Genomic DNA, 17,218 nt, shown 5'->3' on the forward strand with positions numbered 1-17,218 from the left:
TCCCGGAGACCTGGGTTTCCCAGGGATTCGCCTCCCTCTGGGCATGATTGACGGATAGTCGGACCGTCGGTGCCACTGACGCACGCCCGGCCCCGTACGGCTCATCGCGCCCGACCGTCCCAGGAGGCTGCATTGCGAGGATCCGTCACCGCCCCCGACCGAGCGGCCGGGCGCAGACGTACGCGGGCCACGGCCGGCGCCCTGGCCACGGCGGCACTGCTGTTCCCGCTGCTGGGCGCCGCCCCGTCCGAGGCGCGGAGCTCGGCGAACGGCCTGCAGTCGGCCTTCGCCTCGGCCGCCGCCGAGTACCACGTGCCGCAGAGCGTCCTGCTCGGCGTCTCCTATCTGCAGTCCCGCTGGGACACGCACGGCGGTGCGCCCAGCATGACCGGCGGCTACGGGCCGATGCACCTCACCGACGCCCGCACCGCGCTCGCCGGGGCCACGCCGCACCACAGCGAGGGCTCGGAGGACGCGCGCGGCGACAATGCCCGACCGCCCCTGCTCCCCGCGGCGAAGCTGCCGCGGACCTCGGCGATTCCGGCCCGCCTCAGGACGCTGCCGAAGGCGGCGAAGCTGACCGGGCTGAGCCCGCGGGAGCTGCGTACGGATCCGGCCGCCAATGTGGCCGGCGGTGCCGCCCTGCTCGCCGACGCGCAGCAGGAGCTGGGCGAACCGCTGAGCTCCGATCCGGCGGACTGGTACGGCGCGGTGGCCCGCTTCTCGGGCGCGGACGACTCGGCTACGGCGGCGGCGTACGCCAACGACGTCTACGACGTGCTGCGCACCGGCCGCGAGCGCGCCACGGACACGGGCCAACGGGTCGTCCTGGCCGCGCAGCCGGGGCTCTCCCCCAGGACCGCCCAACTGAGGCGGGCCGGGCTGCGGACCCCCGACGCCGGTGGGACCGAGTGCCCTGGGACGGTGTCCTGCGAGTGGATCCCGGCGCCCTACAAGCAGTTCGGGGAGGGCGACTACGGCAACCACGACCTGGGCGACCGTCCCACCTCCCAGGACATCGACTACATCGTCGTCCATGACACGGAGGGCGCCTGGGAGGGTGTCCTCACCATGGTCCAGGACCCTGCCTATGTGTCCTGGAACTACACGCTGCGCTCCACCGACGGCCATATCGCCCAGCATGTGAAGGCCAAGGACGTGGCCTGGCACGCGGGCAACTGGTACGTCAACGCCAAGTCGATCGGCCTGGAACACGAGGGCTTCCTGGCGAGGCCGGACGCCTGGTACACGGAGGCGATGTACCGGTCCTCGGCACGTCTGGTGACCTACCTCGCCCAGAAGTACGACATCCCGCTGGACCGGCAGCACATCCTCGGCCATGACACCGTGCCGGGCCCGACCGCGTCGACGATCAGGGGGATGCACACCGACCCGGGCCCGTACTGGGACTGGCGGCACTACTTCGAGCTGCTCGGCCGCCCGTTCGAGTCGACCGCGGGCCCGGACAGCGGTGTGGTGACGATCCGCCCGGACTACGCCGCCAACCGGCCGAGGTACACCGGCTGTGTCTCGGCGGGCGCCCCCTGCGCGGACCACGGATCGAGCGCGGTGCGGCTGTACTCCGGGCCCGGCGAGTCATATCCCCTGGTCAAGGACATCGGTCTGGGCACGACCCCGACCACCGGGGTGAACGACCTGTCCTCCCGGGTCTCCACCGGGCAGCAGTACGCGGTCGCCGACCGGAAGGGCGACTGGACGGCGATCTGGTACCTCGGGCAGAAGGCGTGGTTCCGGAACCCGAAGCAGAACCCGACCGCCGTGAACGCCACCGGCCGTACGGTGACGCCCAGGGACGGTCTGAAGAGCGTCCCGGTCTACGGGCGCGCCTACCCCGAGGCCTCCGCCTATCCGGCGGGAGTGCCCGCCCAGCCGGTGTCGCCGCTGCCGTACACCTTGCCCGCGGGCCAGCGGTATGTGGTCGGCGACCGGCTGCCGGGCCAGTACTACTACGCAGTGGGCTTCGACGCGGCCTCCCACCGGGTCGTCGTCGGGAAGGACCAGTACTACGAGATCCAGTTCGGCCACCGGGTCGGGTTCGTGCGGGCGGCGGATGTGCGGGTGGTGCCGTCGGGCTCCTGACGGCACGTCCGCGAGGGTCAGTCCTCCCTCTGCCAGGTGTACCGTCGCCCGGCGACCGCCTTGAAGGTCAGCTCGCCCTCCTCGAAGAGGTCGCTGTGCACGGTGAGTTCACGGGTCCTTGACGCCTTCAGGGCGATGCGGGTCGCCCGGCCGTCGGCCCACTCGATGTCGAGGGTGGCGCCGCCGCGGGCGCGCAGGCCGCGCACCGAGCCGGTCGGCCAGGCGGCGGGCAGGGCGGGCAGCGCCTCGATGATGTCGTGCTGGCTCTGCAGGAGCATCTCCACGATGCCGGAGGTGGCGCCGAAGTTGCCGTCGATCTGGAACGGCGGGTGGGTGTCCCAGAGGTTGGGCAGCGTGGAGTACTTGAGCTGTTCGCCGAGCATCTTGTGGGCGTGGTCGCCGTCCCGCAGCCGCGCCCAGAAGTTGATCTTCCAGGCCTTGGACCAGCCGGTGCCGCCGTCGCCGCGTGCGGTGAGGGAGACCTTGGCGGCCTCGGCCCACTTGCTGCCGGGTTCGATCTGCCGTCCGGGGTGGAGGGCGAACAGGTGCGAGACGTGCCGGTGGGTGTCGGTGGGGTCGTCCAGGTCCGCCTTCCACTCCTGGAGCTGTCCCCAGGAGCCGATGCGCAAGCCCGGGTCGAGCCGGTTCAGCGCCGCCTCGACGCGGCGGCGGAAGTCGGGGGCGTCGCCCAGGATCCGGGCCGCTTCGAGGGTGCTGGTGAACAGGTCGTGGACGATCTGCTGCGACATGGCGGCGCCGGCCGTGAAGTCGCCGTGCTCGGGTGAGTAGCTGGGGGTGACGACGAGGGTTCCGTCGCGCGGGTCGGTGCGCAGGTTGTCCAGCCAGAACTCGGTGGCTTCCTTCATCGCGGGGTACGCGGTGGTGCGCAGGTAGTCGGTGGAGCCTCCGAACCGGTAGTGCTCGTACAGCTGTTGGGTGAGCCAGGCCGCCGCCTCGGGGAACCAGAAGGCGGTCGCCCAGTCGTGTACGCCGGTGAAGCCGTAGGGGTTGGTCTCGTTGTGCACGACCCAGCCGCGTGAGCCGAACATCTCCTGTGCCGTACGGCGTCCGGGCGCGCGCAGGGCCTCGACGAAGCGGTCGTACGGCGGCGTCGTCTCGGCGAGGTTCGCGGCCTCGGCGGGCCAGTAGTTCATCTGGATGTTGATGTTGGTGTGGTAGTCCGCCGACCACGGTGGCGTGGTGCTGTTGTTCCAGACGCCCTGGAGGTTGGCGGGCAGCGAGCCGGGGCGTGAGGAGGCGATGAGCAGGTAGCGGCCGTACTGGAAGTAGAGGGCTTCCAGGGCGCGGTCCGCCGCGCCGGCGCCGCCGGCGTACGTGGCCAGCAGGCGGTCCGTGGGGACGTCCGCGGGGAGCGACTGGCCGATGTCGAGAACCACTCGGCGGAACAGGGCTCGGTGGTCGCGGACATGCCGGGCGAGCAGGGCCTCGTAGCGGTCGCCCGCCTGTCGCACGGCGCGGCCGACGGCGGCGTGTGGGTCCGGGCCGCGGTAGTCGGGGTAGGTGTCGGCGTAGTCCGTGCCCGCGGCCAGGACGAACCAGGCGCTGTCCGCCCCGGTCACGGTGATGGTGCCGTTCGCGTCGGAGGTGACGGTGCCGCCGCGGCTGCGCACCCGGACCTGTGCCTCGAAGCGGAGCCCGTTGTCGGCGAGCGCGCCGCGCACGGTGAGGGTGCCGTCGGCCGCGGTGGCGGTGAAGTCGGCGCGTGGGGAGGTGTAGCGCAGGGTGAAGGTGACGCTGCCGGGCCGGTCGGCGTGGAGCCGGCCCGCGATCACACCGTCCGGGTGGGAGGCGAAGAAGTCCCTTTGGTGGCGGACGCCTTGGTGGGTGTAGCCGACCGAGGCGACGGCGTTGTCGAGGTCGAGCTCGCGGCGGTAGTCCGCCGGGGGCGTCGTCGGCGCGCCGGGTATGTCGAGGTGGAGGTCGCCGAAGGTCTGATGGGCGCCGTAGCCGATGCGTGGCTGGCCGAGCCGGTCGGCCACCGCTTCGGGGTCGAGGGTGGTCCGCGCGTCGAGGTCGTCCTGGACGGCGGTGATCGCGTCGGTGCGGGGAGTGCGCCAGTTGCCGTGGTCGTAGCCCTGCGCGGAACCGGGCCCGCCGGTCCAGAGGGTCTTCTCGTTGAACTGCAACCGTTCGGAGGGCAGGGTGCCGAACACCATGGCACCGAGTGCGCCGTTGCCGATGGGCAGGGCCTCACGCTCCCAGTCGGCGGCGGGGGCGGCGTACCAGAGCACCGATGACTCCCGGGATACATCGGAGGAATCAGCGACTGCAGCCTCGGCGGTTCCGGCACTCAGGACAAGCCCCCCAACCCCTCCTGCCGTGGCCCTTAACGTAGTTCTCCGCGTGATCCCATGCGACTCATACGACATGACCCTCGACGCTAGAGGTCCGATGACTCAGCGGCAAGGGTCATGACAAAAACGGGGTCAGGCTCGAACGGCAGGGGCCGTCGGTGGACGCTTCAGCCCTGCTGGAAGAGCTCCGCGGGCAGCGGCTTCAGGAGGGCGTACAGGTCGTCGGTGATGGGGCGGTCCCAGGCGGCGATGGTGACCAGGATGTTGTCGCTGCGGTCGAACTGCACGCAGGAGATCCGGCTCTCGGACAGCTTCAGACGGCGCACGATCAGCAGGTTGTCGCCCTGCATCACGGGGACGTCCTCGCTGCCGACGACGGTGACGTCCTCGTCGTTCTCCAGCGCCAGCAGCAGCTGGGCGACCTCGAACGGGATCTCGCCCTCTGCGACCTCGCGGGCCGGCGAGCCCTCCGGAAGGTTGCCGATGATCATCGCGGGGCCGCGGCCGCCGAAGAGGTCGTAGCGCAGGAAGACGCCCTGGCAGCTGCCGTCGGGGGCGGGCAGCAGCCCGGCGCCCAGATTGCCGGGCCAGTCGCCCGGATCCATGGCCAGTACGTCGAAGTCGGGCCCGGCGGGCGTGGCACTGCGGCGGCGGAGGAACGACATGTCGCCATGGTACGTGGCCGGACCTGTTCCGTGACGTGCGGGCATCGGTTCGGGGCGGCTCCCGGGCGAACGGGGGCAAGGGCGAGGGCGACGGCGTCCTGTGGTCCCGATCATGCTGCCAAGGGTGGAAACAGCCGAGGAGGGGACACCGTCGTCCCCGACGACACGTGATGCGGCCCTCAGCGGCGGGCCCGGCCCGGCGACTGGGGCGCGTTCATGGACGGGCAGGCAGCGCGACGGCGCCGTGGAGCAGCAGCGCGGGCAGTCGTACGGCACCGCCTTCGACCCGGCCCAGCTGCTCACGCACACGTGGCTGCACGTGCACACCACTCTGCCCCGGTACATACGGGAGTTGGACGCACCGGCTGACAGGGCGCCCGGTCCCTCACTCCTCCGGCGGGGAAGGCGGCACCACCGCCACCGGGCTTGCGGCATGCAGCAGGACCGCCTGGGCCACCGAGCCCATCATGCGGGTGGGGGCCAGCAGGCGGCGCCGGTGACGGCCCACGACGACCAGGTTCGCGTCCCTGGAGGCCGCGACCAGCTGGCCGGCCGCGTCGCCCGGGGCGATGTACGCCTCGGCGTGGACCTGCGGGTGGCGTTTGCGGTGCAGGGCGAGGAACCCCTCGGCGAGGGCGCGGGTCTCATTCTCCACGGCGTCCTGGTCCACGGCCGGAGGCACGATCTGGCCGGGGGCCGCCGTCCAGATGTGCAGGGGCCATGAGTAGGCGGCGACCGCCTGGAGCCGGGCGCCGCGCAGGGCAGCCTCGGTGAAGGCGAAGGAAAGGGTGGCCTCGTCGGGGCTCTCGACCTGCAGACCGACGACGACCCTCGGCCCCGGCTCGATCGGCATCCCTTCGTGGACCTCGCGGCCCGGCTTGGGCACGATGACGACCGGGCACTCGGCGTCACGTGCGGCGGCCATGCCGTTGGAGCCGAGCAGCAGACTGGCGAAGCCACCGCGGCCCCAGGAGCCGAGCACCAACAGCTGGGCGTCGGAGCCCAGTTCGGGCAGCACCGCACTGGGCGTGCCCTCCAGGGCGAGGTAGCCGGTCTCCGGGCGCTCGGTCCGCCCCGCCAGATACCGGCGTACCCGGTCGAGCACCGGATCGTCCTCCGGGGCCGGCCGTCCGGCGGGCAGGACGCCGGGCTTGGCCCAGGCGGGGTACTGCTGCACATGGGCGACGCGCAGCGGTGCCTCGCGCACCAGGGCGGCGTCGAAGGCCCAGTCCAACGCGACCAGGCTGTCGTCCGAACCGTCGACCGCCGCGATGACCGGCAGGGTGCTCATGGGTTCCTCACCTCCGGAGTACGACTTTTCCCCGCCCGGGGCCAGCCTGGCTCAGGCATCGACCCCAGGGGGGTTCTCAAGGTCGCGTGTCCGGAAAAACGGGCGGAACACACCCGGATCGGCCCGAAGGCTGCCGACGCGCGGTACGACCGCACGCCGGCTCACCTCCGCGCACGCGTCACGTCAGGTCGAACTCGCCCTCCCTCGCGTTTGACACGAAGGCACCCCACTCGGCGGGGGTGAAGATCAGGGAAGGGCTCTCCGGGCGGCCGCTGTTGCGCATCGCGATGAATCCCTCGACAAAGGCGATCTGGACATCGCCCATGCCACGGCTGCTCGAGTGCCACTCGGCGCTGCTGAGGTCCAGCTCCGGCTTGTCCCAGCCCGCGAACGGCTGCTGCTGGATGGTGCTCTCGGCCACGTCCGTGCTCCTCCCGGTTCGTCGTCCGCGGCCAGCCTAGCGATCGGTTCCGGGTGCCGACAGGCCACGTGAGGGGGACCTTTGCGGAGCGCTCTCCACCGCCGTGGGTCAGTGCCCTCAGGAGTCGGGGGGCTCGGACCCCACGAGCCACATGGCGAAGAACTGCGAGCCACCGCCGTAGGCGTGCCCGAGCACCTTGCGGGCCCCCTCCACCTGGTGTTCCCCGGCCTGTCCGCGCACCTGGAGGGCCGCCTCCGCGAACCGGATCAGGCCGGAGGCCCCGATGGGGTTGGTGGACAGGACACCGCCCGACATGTTGACGGGCAGGTCCCCGTCGAGTTCGGTCACCCCGGCCTCGGTGAGCTTCCAGCCCTCGCCCTCGTCGGCGAAGCCGAGGTTCTCCAGCCACATCGGCTCGTACCAGGAGAACGGCACGTAGATCTCGGCCCCGTCGATCTCGCGGCGCGGGTCGGTGATCCCGGCCTGCCGGTACACGTCGGCCGCGCAGTCCTTGCCGGCCTGGGGCGAGACGACGTCCTTGCCCGCGAACATGGTGGGCTCGCTGCGCATCGCGCCGCCGAGCATCCAGGCGGGCGGGCGGGGCGCGCGGGCGGCGCCGGCCCGGTCGGTCAGGACCATCGCGCAGGCGCCGTCGGAGGACGGGCAGGTCTCCGAGTAGCGGATCGGGTCCCAGAGCATGGGCGAGGCCTGGACCTTCTCCAGCGTGATGTCGTGCTCGTGGAGGTGCGCGTAGGGGTTCTTCAGCGCGTTGCGCCGGTCCTTGTACGCGACCAGGGAGCCGATCGTGTCGGGCGCGCCGCTGCGCCGCATGTACGCGCGCACGTGCGGCGCGAAGAACCCGCCGGCCCCGGCCAGCAGGGGCTGCTGGAAGGGGATCGGCAGGGACAGGCCCCACATGGCGTTCGACTCGGACTGCTTCTCGAAGGCGAGCGTCAGCACGGTGCCGTGCACCCGGGCCGCGACCAGGTTGGCGGCGACGAGGGCGGTGGAGCCGCCGACCGAGCCGGCCGTGTGCACCCGGAGCATGGGCTTTCCCACCGCGCCGAGCGCGTCGGCGAGGTAGAGCTCCGGCATCATGACGCCCTCGAAGAAGTCGGGCGCCTTGCCGATGACGACGGCGTCGATGTCCGCCCACGTCAACTCGGCGTCGTCGAGCGCCCGTCGCGCGGCCTCCCGGACGAGCCCGGCGATCGACACGTCCCGGCGCGCGGCGACGTGCTTGGTCTGGCCGATGCCTACGACGGCCACGGGCTCCTTGCTCATCGCGGATCCCCTTCGAGTACGGCGACCAGGTTCTGTTGGAGGCAGGGGCCGGACGTGGCATGCGCGAGCGCCCGGTCGGACTCGCCCCGGTGGATACGGGCGGCGGCCTCCCCGATGCGGATGAGCCCGGCGGCCATGACGGGATTGGCGGCGAGCGCCCCGCCGGACGGATTGACGCGCACGCCGTCGCCGAGCTTCAGCGCCTTGCGCAGGACGACCTCCTGGGAGGTGAAGGGCGCGTGCAACTCGGCGGTGTCGACGGGCCGTTCGAAGGCACCGGCCCGCTCGGCGGCGAGGCGGGTGGAGGGTGAGTCGGTCAGGTCGCGGACGCCGAGGGAGTGGGCCTCGATGCGGTGGTCGACACCGCGGATCCAGGCGGGCCGTGCGCACAGCTCGCGGGCCCGCTGCCCCGCCGCGAGGATCACCGCGGCGGCTCCGTCGCCGATGGGCGGGCAGTCTCCGGTACGCAGCGGTCGTACGACGTACTCGCCGTGCGGCACCGAACCCCTCAGTTGCGCATGGGAGTTGGCGGCGGCGTCGGCTCGGCTGCGGGCGGCGACCGCTGCGAGCGCGGGCTCGTCCGTGTCGCCCGCGTCGATGAGCGCCTGCGCCTGGAGGGCGGCCAGGGCGACGGAGTCGGGCCAGAGGGGGGCGACGTAGTAGGGGTCGAGCTGCCGGGTCAGGACGTCGCGCAGGGGGCCGGGTGAGGACTTGCCGTAGGAGTAGACGAGCGCGGTGTCGGCGTCGCCCGTGAGCAGCTTGGTCCATGCCTCGTACAGGGCCCAGGCGCCGTCCATCTCGACGTGCGACTCGGAGATCGGCGGCCAGGCACCGACGCCGTCGAGGGCGAGGGTGAAGGAGAAGGCGCGGCCGGCGAGATAGTCGCTGGAGCCGGAGCAGGTGAAGCCGATGTCGGCGGTCTTCAGGCCGGTCCGCCCCAGTACGTCGTGCAGGACCGGCATGAGCATCTCGACCTCGGAGAGCTCCTCGCTGGTGCGCCGGTGGTCGGTCTGCGCGAAGGCGACGACGGCGATCTCGCGGTTCACAGCAGCTCCCTGTAGGTGTCGTAGTCCGCGTCGGGCTCGCCCGTGGGCCGGTAGTGGTCGGGGTAGCGGGCGCCTTCCGTCCACACCGGTTCGACGCGCAGGCCCATGCGCACCTGGTCGTAGGGGATGCCGCCGATCCGGCCGTGCAGGGCGAGGTCGGCGCCGTCGAGGGCGATGTGGGCGTAGACGTACGGCACTTCGATGTCGAGGTTCTTCGCCTTGAGGTTGACGATGCAGAACGTGGTGACTGTGCCGCGGGGACCCACTTCGACCTGTTCCAATGTGGCGACCCCACATGTGGGGCACGCACCCCTCGGCGGGACGTACACCTTGCGGCAGGACGGGCAGCACTCGCCGACGTTGCGGTGGTCGGCCAGGGCGTTGATGTAGGCGGACTGGGCGCGCCCGGGTGAGTAGGTGTAGTCGAGACGGGCCGGGGCGACGATGCCGGTGATCGGGTTCTCGAACTCGGCGGCCTGGCGGGCGGGTTCGGCCGGATCACCGTCGTACGGCTCGCTGTCGTACGACCCGCTGTCGTACGGCTCGAAGCAGGCGATGTCCGTGATGGCGCCGGTGCGTTCCTCGGCCCAGCGGACGCGGACGCGCATGCCGGTGTGCACGGCGTCGGGGCCGGGGGCGTCGAGGGCGTGCAGGAGGGCGGTGTCGGCGCCGTCGAGGCGGACCAGGGCCCAGGCGAACGGGGTGTCGAGCGGCTGGTCGCGGCGCGGGGCGTGGTTCCAGGCCCAGGTGGTGACCGTGCCGGTGGGGGCGACCTCGACCAGGTCTCGGATCTCCTCGGCGGTGACGGGGTCGTACTCGACGGGCGGGACGAGCGTCCGGCCGTTCCTGGTGCGCACGCCGAGCACGACGCGTTCGCGCAGGCCGGTGAGGAAGGCGCTCTGGACGGGGCCGAGGGAGCGGGTGAAGGGGAACTCGACGACCAGGGGGGCTTTGAGGACTTCGGGCACGGTGACTCCCTCGTCAGGAACGTTTGTAGACAGGTGGCCGCTTCTCCGCAAAGGCGCGGGCTCCCTCCTTGGCGTCGGCGGTGTCGAAGATCGGCCAGCCGCGCTTCAGTTCGGCGGCGAGGCCGTCGGTCTCGGTCATCTCGGCGGTCTCGTAGACGGACGCCTTGACGGCCTCGACGGCCAGCGGGCCGCAGGCGTTGATCTGCTCGGCGATCTCCAGGGCCTTGGTCAGTGCCGTGCCGTCGGGGACGACGTGGCCGATCAGGCCGATGCCGGCGGCCTCGCGGGCGCTGTAGGGGCGGCCGGTGAGCAGCATCTCCAGGGCGTGGGTGCGGGGGATCTGGCGCTGGAGGCGGACCGTGGAGCCGCCGATCGGGAACAGGCCCCGCTTGACCTCGAAGAGCCCGAAGGTGGCCGATTCGCCCGCGACTCGAATGTCCGTGCCCTGGAGCATCTCGGTGCCGCCCGCGACGCAGTGTCCCTCGACGGCGGCGATCACCGGCTTGCGCGGGCGATGGTGGCGGAGCATCGCCTTCCAGTGCAGGTCGGGATCGGCCTTGAGGCGGTCGCGGTAGTGCTCCCCCGTCATGCCGTTCCCGGCGAGGGCCTTGAGGTCCATGCCCGCGCAGAAGCAGCCCCCCGCTCCGGTGAACACGATCGAGCGGATCGAGTCGTCGGCGTCGGCCTCGACCCAGCCGTCGTACAGACCGACCAGCATCGGCAGCGAGAGGGCGTTCTTGGCCTCCGGCCGGTTGAGCGTGAGCACCAGTGTGGCGCCCTCGCGCCGCACGGTGAGGTGTTCCGTCCCACCCATGACCCGTCTCCCCTCTGACAGAACGAGAACAGGTTGCAGTAGGCGGCGGAGCACTTCAAGGGTTTTCTGACAGACAGTCAGATTCTTTTGCGCGGAGGCTTCACAGTTGTGCCGCCCTTTGCTCTGATGACCGGCGAACCGTCACACAGCCAGGCCCTGCCGAGGTCAGGAGGAGCGGTGGAGTACAACCTTGCCGACCTGTTCGAGTCGGTCGTCGACGCGGTTCCGGGCCGCGAGGCCCTGGTGTACATCGACCACCCGGGCACGGGCGCGGAGCGCCGGCTGACGTACGCGGAGCTGGACGCGGCCGCAAACCGCATCGGCCACCATCTGCTCGACAGCGGGGTACGCCCCGGCGAGCACGTCGGGCTCCACCTCTACAACGGCGTCGAGTACCTGCAGACCGTGCTGGGCTGCCTGAAGGCGCGGATCGTGCCGGTCAACGTCAACTACCGGTACGTCGAAGAGGAGCTGGTGTACCTCTACCGGGACGCGGATCTGGTGGCCCTGGTCTTCGACGCGGAGTTCACGGGCCGGGTGGCGGCGGCGCTGCCGCAGGTGGACGGAGTGCGGCATCTGGTGCGAGTCGGGACTCCCGGGCCGGGGCCGGGGGCGACCGAGGCGCCGGCGCTGCCGGTCGTGGCGTTCACGGACGCCGAGGCCGCCGGGTCGCCCGAGCGCGGGTTCCCTCTGCGGTCCGGCGACGACCAGTTCATCATCTACACCGGCGGCACCACCGGGATGCCCAAGGGCGTGATGTGGCGCCAGGAGGACCTGTTCTTCTCGGGGCTCGGCGGCGGTGCGCCGACCGGTGAGCCGGTACAGAAGCCGGAGGAACTCGCCGAGCGCGTGGCGGCGGGCGGCGACGGGATCACCTTCTTCCCCACCGCGCCGCTGATGCACGGGACGTCCACGCTGACCGCCTTCATCGGCTTCAACTTCGGCCAACGCGTGGTGATCCACCGCAAGTTCGTGCCGCAGGAGGTGCTGCGGACCATCGAGAGGGAGAAGGTCACCAGCGTGTCGCTGGTCGGCGACGCGATGCTGCGACCGCTGGTCGACGCGCTCAGCGGGCCCATGAAGGGCACGGACTGCTCGTCCATGTTCAGCGTGTCGTCGTCCGGCGCGATCATGTCCGACACGGTGCGCCGGCAGTTCCAGGAACTCGTCCCGAACGTGCTGCTGCTGAACAACTTCGGCTCCTCGGAGTCCGGCTTCAACGGCACGGCGACCGAGGACTCCGGCCCCGAGCGCGGCTTCCGCATCCGCGTCAACTCCCGTACCCAGGTGGTCGATCCGGCCACACACGAGCCTGTCGCCGTCGGCGAGGTGGGCCGGGTCGCGCAGTGCGGTCATGTGCCGCTCGGCTACTACAACGACCCGGCGAAGACCGCCGAGACCTTCTTCGAGAAGGACGGCGAGCGCTGGGTGCTGCTCGGCGACATGGCCACGGTCGACGAGGAGGGCGTCGTGACCGTGCTGGGCCGCGGGTCCCAGTGCATCAACACCGGGGGCGAGAAGGTGTACCCCGAGGAGGTCGAGCAGGCGCTCAAGTCCCACCCCGACGTGTATGACGCGCTGGTGGCCGGGGTGCCCGACGCGAAGTGGGGGCATCATGTGGCGGCCGTGGTGCAGTTGCGGGCGGGTGCGGTACGGCCGTCACTGGCCGACATCCAGACGCACTGCCGCTCCCACCTGGCGGGGTACAAGATCCCACGCCAGCTGGTGATCACGGAGTCGATCCGGCGCTCGCCCAGCGGCAAGGCGGACTACCGGTGGGCGCGAGAGGTGGCGGTGGCGGCGGACGGGTCAATTCCGGTCAGGTCCGATTGAACCTAAGGTGACGTGCGGACGTACTGGTGGTGGCAGGCCCGGTCACCGGGCGCTGTTCGCCATGCCATCGCAAGACCGCACGGGAGGACCTCCGGGTGTCGCAGGAGGCAACAGAGGCAGTACCACAGGAGACGGAAGAAGCGGGGACGACGGAGACGACCGAGGCGGTCGAGGCGATCGGGACCGCCGACGCGGCGGCCGAGACGACGGAGGCGGAGGCGGCTGCCGAGACCGCCGAGGCGACCAAGGCTGCCGACCCCGCGGAGCCGTCCGGTACCGCGCCCGGCTGGTTCCGCTGGCGGCGCCGCTACCCCCGTACGGCACACGGCGTCACCGTGGGGACGACGGTCCTCGCCGGCGCGCTCGTGCTCTTCGCGCTCCTCCTGCCGAACCGCCTCGAACGGATCGGCCCCGAGGCCTTCTTCCGCCTCCCCGCCGAGGGGATCCTGCTCGCGGGCCTGCTGCTGGCGCTGCCACCGCGGTCACGGCGGCTGATGGCGGCGGTCTCCGGTGTGCTCCTCGGTCTGCTCACCGTCCTGAAGTTCGTCGACATGGGCTTCTACCAGGTGCTGGCCCGCCCGTTCGACCTGGTGCTGGACTGGATCCTGCTCGACGACGCGGCGGAGTTCGTCCGGGAGTCCTTCGGACGCACCGGCCAGGTGCTCGCGGTGGTCGGGGTGATCGTCCTGATCGTCGCCGTGCTGGTCCTCATGACGCTCGCGACAGTGCGGGTGACGCACCTGATGGTCCGCCACCACGCCGTTGCCGCGCGCACGACGCTGGTCCTCGGCACGGCGTGGATCACCTGTATGACCCTGAGCATCCAGATCACCGGCGTCCCGCTCGCCACCAAGGGCAACGCGGAGCTGCTCAACAACCGTGTCGAGCAGGTGCGCGCGGGGCTCCGGGACGGGCGGATCTTCCAGAAGCAGGCGGCGGTGGACGCCTTCGCGAAGACGCCGCCGGACCAGCTGCTGACGGGGCTGCGCGGCAAGGACGTGCTGTTCACGTTCATCGAGAGCTACGGCCGGGTCGCCATCGACGACCCGGCGATGGCGCCGTATCTCGACTCGTCCCTGAAGGAGGGCACCGACACCCTCAAGGCCGCCGGGTTCGAGTCACGCAGCGGGTGGCTCAGGTCGCCGGTGACGGGCGCCGGCAGCTGGCTCGCCCACTCGACCTTCCTGTCCGGACTGTGGATCAAGAACCAGCAGCGTTACCGGAGTCTGACCACCAGCGACCGGGCGACCCTCAACAGCTACTTCCGCAAGACCGGCGCATGGCGCACGGTCGGCATCGTGCCCGGGGTGCGCCGGGCCTGGCCGGAGGGCAGGTACTTCGCCCTCGACCACATCTACGACTCCGAGCATCTGGGCTACCACGGGCCGTACTTCAGCTGGACGCCCGTGCCCGACCAGTTCAGCCTGGAGGCCTTCCAGCGTCTGGAGCACGGCAAGAAGGACCGCGAGCCGATCATGGCGGAGATCATCCTGGCCTCCAGCCACAACCCCTGGTCCCCCATCGCCCGCATGATCGACTGGGACGACCTCGGCGACGGCTCGGTCTTCCACCAGATCAAGAAGGAGGGCACGGACCCCAAGGAGGTCTGGAAGGACGCGGAGAAGGTCCGCACCGAGTACCGCCGGGCCATCGAGTACTCGCTCCACAGCCTCACCGAGTGGGTCGAACGCTACGGCACCGATGACACGGTCCTCGTCTTCCTCGGCGACCACCAGCCCGTCCCGACCGTCACCGCCGGCAGCACGAGCAAGGACGTCCCCGTCACGATCGTCGCCCGCGACCGGAAGGTCCTGGACCGAATCGCCGACTGGGGTTGGACGGACGGCCTGAAGCCCGCCGAGCACGCACCGACCTGGGGCATGGACAAGTTCCGCGACCGCTTCATGACGGCGTACGGGCCCCAGAGGGACTGAGCGCCATCCGGGCCTCGGGGATCAGGCCGGCGGAGTGGGGGGCGAGAGGGCCGGCCCGCGTTCACCGCACCGCTGCCGGGGGCACTCTCCGCCCGGACAGGAAAGCGACGAGACGTCCCACGAACCACTCCGGGTCGTCCAGCCACGGATAGTGTCCGGCGCCGGGTTGCACGGCGACTTCGGCGTGGGGGAAGACATCGGCGGTGCGGTGGGCGGTCTCGGGGCGGGGGCTTCCGTCGAGTTCGCCGGCCAGGACGAGGACCGGGGCGGTGAGCCGGGAGAGTGCGTCGCGGGTGGCGGGCGGGTCGTAGGCGCCGTCGGAGCCGTAGACGTCGCCGGCTTCGTCGTTGAACTGGTCGTCGCCGCGCGCGTGGTGTTCCCGCGCCACGTCGTCCCAGCGCCCGTAGAAGAAGGGCGCGAGCGCGGGCTCGAAGTCACCCCTCCCCTCCAGCCAGGCCTCGAACACCGGGAACGTCTCCGCGAACCACGGCTCGCCCTCCCTCAACCGGGCGGCGGCCAGCCGGTCCTCGGCGGTGGGCGGCATCCCCAGTGCCCAGGGCGTCGCGGTCACCAGGGCCAGCCGCGCCACCCGCTGCGGATACCGGGCGGCGTACAGCATGGCCAGACTCCCGCCCGCCGAGTGCGCGAGCAGATCCATATGGGCGAGCCCCATGTGGGCCCGCAACATCTCCACGTCGTCCACCAGGTGGTCGCAGCGGTACGTCGCCGCGTCCGCCGGCACGACCGAGTCCCCGGTGCCCCGCAGGTCGAGCAGCACCAGCTGCCGGTGCGCGGCGAGTCCGCCGAGATCACCCAGATAGGCGGAGGCCTGCATCGGCCCGCCGGGCAGGACGACGAGCGGTTCGCCCTCCCCCCGCAGGTGGTAGGCGATCTCGGTCCCGTCGGAGGCGGTGAAGGTCGGCATGGCCACGATCTTGGTCGTCGGCCGTTCTCAATGCAACGGAGTTGCCTCACGAGGCGACGGGGCGACGAGGCAGTGAGCCAAGACCGCGACCTCGATGCAGGCAGCAGCTCAGGTCGCAGATCCTCGGGCCCCGTTCCGCGCGGCCACGTGCGGAAAATGCGGGCCGCCCCCTTGCCTGATCATTCGCCGCCTGGATTACTGATCACGAGCACCCGGACCGAATGATCGGTCGTCCGGATTGACGCGGTTGGCGAGGGAGAACTCCCCATGACGGATGCGACGGAGCTGCTGGACTCGGGGGAACGGCTCGATGCGGAGGCGCTGCGGGCGTTGCAGCTGGAGCGGCTGCGGACATCGCTGCGGCACGCGTACGACAACGTGCCGTTCTACCGCGAGTCCTTCGACAAGGCCGGCGTACGGCCCGACGACTGCCGTTCGCTCGCCGATCTGGCCCGCTTCCCGTTCACGACCAAGGCCGACCTGCGCGAGAACTACCCGTACGGGATGTTCGCCGTGCCCCAGGACCGTATCCGCCGCATCCACGCGTCCAGCGGCACCACCGGGCGGCCCACGGTCGTCGGCTACACCGAGGCCGACCTTTCCCTGTGGTCCGACATGGTGGCCCGTTCCATCCGGGCGGCGGGCGGTCGGCCCGGGGACAAGGTGCATGTGGCCTACGGCTATGGGCTGTTCACGGGCGGGCTCGGCGCGCACTACGGGGCCGAACGGCTCGGCTGTACGGTCATCCCCGCGTCGGGCGGTATGACGGCCCGTCAGGTCCAGCTGATCCAGGACCTGAGGCCCGAGATCATCATGGTGACCCCGTCGTACATGCTCACCCTCCTCGACGAGTTCGAACGGCGGGGCGTCGATCCGCGCGGCACCTCGCTGCGCGTGGGCATCTTCGGCGCCGAGCCCTGGACCGAGCGGATGCGTGCGGAGATCGAGGAGCGGTTCGCGATCGACGCCGTCGACATATACGGGCTGTCCGAGGTGATCGGGCCGGGGGTGGCTCAGGAGTGCGTGGAGACCAAGGACGGACTGCATGTGTGGGAGGACCACTTCCTGCCCGAGATCGTCGACCCGATCAGCGGTGAGGTGCTGCCCGACGGTGAGAAGGGCGAGCTGGTGTTCACCTCGCTCACCAAGGAGGCCATGCCGGTCATCCGGTACCGCACGCGGGACTTGACGCGGCTGCTGCCGGGCACCGCCCGGGTGTTCCGGCGGATGGAGAAGGTCACCGGGCGCAGTGACGACATGGTCATCCTGCGCGGGGTCAATCTGTTCCCCACGCAGATCGAGGAGATCGTGCTCCGGACACCGGGTGTGGCACCCCACTTCCAGTTGCGTCTCAGCCGGGAGGGCCGCCTCGACGCGCTCACCGTGCGGGCGGAAGCCCGCCCCAACGCCGCTCCCGAGTCCCGGGAGGCCGCCGCGCGGGCGATCGCGGCGGCGGTGAAGGACGGCATCGGGGTCTCGGTCGGCGTCGAGATCGTCGACCCCGAGTCGCTGGAGCGGTCCGTGGGCAAGATCCGGCGGATCGTGGACGAACGGCCGGACAGAGCGCGCGGCTGAGACGGCCGCCGGCGCGGGCGGCCCCGGTCTCCCGCGTCTCACGGACC

13 protein-coding genes are annotated in these 17,218 nt (G+C 71.2%); 4 read left to right on the forward strand and 9 right to left on the reverse strand.

Annotated elements, in window-relative coordinates; translation table 11 throughout:
- The first annotated feature begins 132 nt into the window (after positions 1-132).
- The gene (locus AQI70_RS20845; protein WP_062152298.1) at positions 133-2,100 is read left to right on the forward strand and encodes an N-acetylmuramoyl-L-alanine amidase; all 1,968 of its coding nucleotides are present in this window, start codon (positions 133-135) and stop codon (positions 2,098-2,100) included.
- Positions 2,101-2,117: 17 nt separating this feature from the next.
- Here the strand turns inward: AQI70_RS20845 and AQI70_RS20850 are convergent, their stop codons facing one another.
- The 8 genes from AQI70_RS20850 to AQI70_RS20885 form a co-directional block, all read right to left on the reverse strand.
- Positions 2,118-4,352: a glycoside hydrolase family 95 protein gene (locus tag AQI70_RS20850; protein ID WP_062152301.1), complete on the reverse strand. Its 2,235-nt coding sequence runs from the start codon at positions 4,350-4,352 to the stop codon at positions 2,118-2,120.
- A gap of 230 nt (positions 4,353-4,582) precedes the next feature.
- Positions 4,583-5,080 (reverse strand): hypothetical protein, encoded by a 498-nt coding sequence (locus AQI70_RS20855; protein ID WP_062152303.1) that lies wholly within the window; start codon positions 5,078-5,080, stop codon positions 4,583-4,585.
- A 385-nt stretch (positions 5,081-5,465) separates the two neighbouring features.
- Positions 5,466-6,371, reverse strand: a complete 906-nt coding sequence (locus tag AQI70_RS20860) for a universal stress protein (protein WP_062152305.1) — start codon at positions 6,369-6,371, stop codon at positions 5,466-5,468.
- A 178-nt stretch (positions 6,372-6,549) separates the two neighbouring features.
- Entirely contained in the window at positions 6,550-6,792 is a 243-nt protein-coding gene (locus AQI70_RS20865; protein ID WP_004003905.1) for a DUF397 domain-containing protein, read from the reverse strand.
- Between the two features lie 117 nt (positions 6,793-6,909).
- A complete protein-coding gene (locus tag AQI70_RS20870; protein ID WP_062152307.1) occupies positions 6,910-8,076 on the reverse strand; it encodes a thiolase domain-containing protein in 1,167 nt (388 codons plus the stop codon).
- Positions 8,073-9,122 (reverse strand): thiolase domain-containing protein, encoded by a 1,050-nt coding sequence (locus tag AQI70_RS20875; RefSeq protein ID WP_062152309.1) that lies wholly within the window; start codon positions 9,120-9,122, stop codon positions 8,073-8,075. Before AQI70_RS20875 ends, AQI70_RS20870 begins: the two co-directional genes overlap by 4 nt.
- Positions 9,119-10,090, reverse strand: coding sequence for a Zn-ribbon domain-containing OB-fold protein (locus tag AQI70_RS20880; protein WP_062152311.1), 972 nt, complete (start codon positions 10,088-10,090; stop codon positions 9,119-9,121). Before AQI70_RS20880 ends, AQI70_RS20875 begins: the two co-directional genes overlap by 4 nt.
- A gap of 13 nt (positions 10,091-10,103) precedes the next feature.
- Positions 10,104-10,904, reverse strand: coding sequence for a crotonase/enoyl-CoA hydratase family protein (locus AQI70_RS20885; RefSeq protein WP_062152314.1), 801 nt, complete (start codon positions 10,902-10,904; stop codon positions 10,104-10,106).
- A 177-nt stretch (positions 10,905-11,081) separates the two neighbouring features.
- Here AQI70_RS20885 and AQI70_RS20890 point away from each other — a divergent pair, with 177 nt between their 5' ends.
- Together AQI70_RS20890 and AQI70_RS20895 are read left to right on the forward strand one after the other, a co-directional pair.
- Positions 11,082-12,737 carry an acyl-CoA synthetase gene (locus tag AQI70_RS20890; protein ID WP_062152316.1) on the forward strand — a complete coding sequence of 552 codons (1,656 nt, stop codon included), beginning with the start codon at positions 11,082-11,084 and terminating at the stop codon, positions 12,735-12,737.
- Positions 12,738-12,832: 95 nt separating this feature from the next.
- Positions 12,833-14,671 (forward strand): alkaline phosphatase family protein, encoded by a 1,839-nt coding sequence (locus tag AQI70_RS20895; protein WP_062152318.1) that lies wholly within the window; start codon positions 12,833-12,835, stop codon positions 14,669-14,671.
- 61 nt (positions 14,672-14,732) lie between these two features.
- On the opposite strand, the gene AQI70_RS20900 is transcribed toward AQI70_RS20895, so the two are convergent.
- Complete coding sequence (locus AQI70_RS20900) at positions 14,733-15,596, reverse strand: alpha/beta fold hydrolase (protein ID WP_062152320.1); 864 nt, start codon at positions 15,594-15,596, stop codon at positions 14,733-14,735.
- A gap of 267 nt (positions 15,597-15,863) precedes the next feature.
- Between AQI70_RS20900 and paaK the strand changes: the two genes are divergently transcribed.
- On the forward strand, positions 15,864-17,171 hold the full coding sequence (gene paaK / locus AQI70_RS20905) for a phenylacetate--CoA ligase PaaK (RefSeq protein WP_062152322.1): 1,308 nt from the start codon (positions 15,864-15,866) through the stop codon (positions 17,169-17,171).
- The last annotated feature ends 47 nt before the right edge of the window (positions 17,172-17,218 follow it).

The sequence above is a fragment of the Streptomyces curacoi genome, assembly GCF_001513975.1.
GTDB lineage: Bacteria > Actinomycetota > Actinomycetes > Streptomycetales > Streptomycetaceae > Streptomyces > Streptomyces curacoi.

Bases quoted from the DNA above. Each gene is read 5' to 3' on its own strand.
- AQI70_RS20855 (WP_062152303.1), bottom strand. From the start codon at position 5,080: ATGTCGTTCCTCCGCCGCCGCAGTGCCACGCCCGCCGGGCCCGACTTC.
- AQI70_RS20870 (WP_062152307.1), bottom strand. From the start codon at position 8,076: ATGAGCAAGGAGCCCGTGGCCGTCGTAGGCATCGGCCAGACCAAGCAC.
- paaK (WP_062152322.1), top strand. From the start codon at position 15,864: ATGACGGATGCGACGGAGCTGCTGGACTCGGGGGAACGGCTCGATGCG.
- AQI70_RS20900 (WP_062152320.1), bottom strand. From the start codon at position 15,596: ATGCCGACCTTCACCGCCTCCGACGGGACCGAGATCGCCTACCACCTG.
- AQI70_RS20885 (WP_062152314.1), bottom strand. From the start codon at position 10,904: ATGGGTGGGACGGAACACCTCACCGTGCGGCGCGAGGGCGCCACACTG.
- AQI70_RS20860 (WP_062152305.1), bottom strand. From the start codon at position 6,371: ATGAGCACCCTGCCGGTCATCGCGGCGGTCGACGGTTCGGACGACAGC.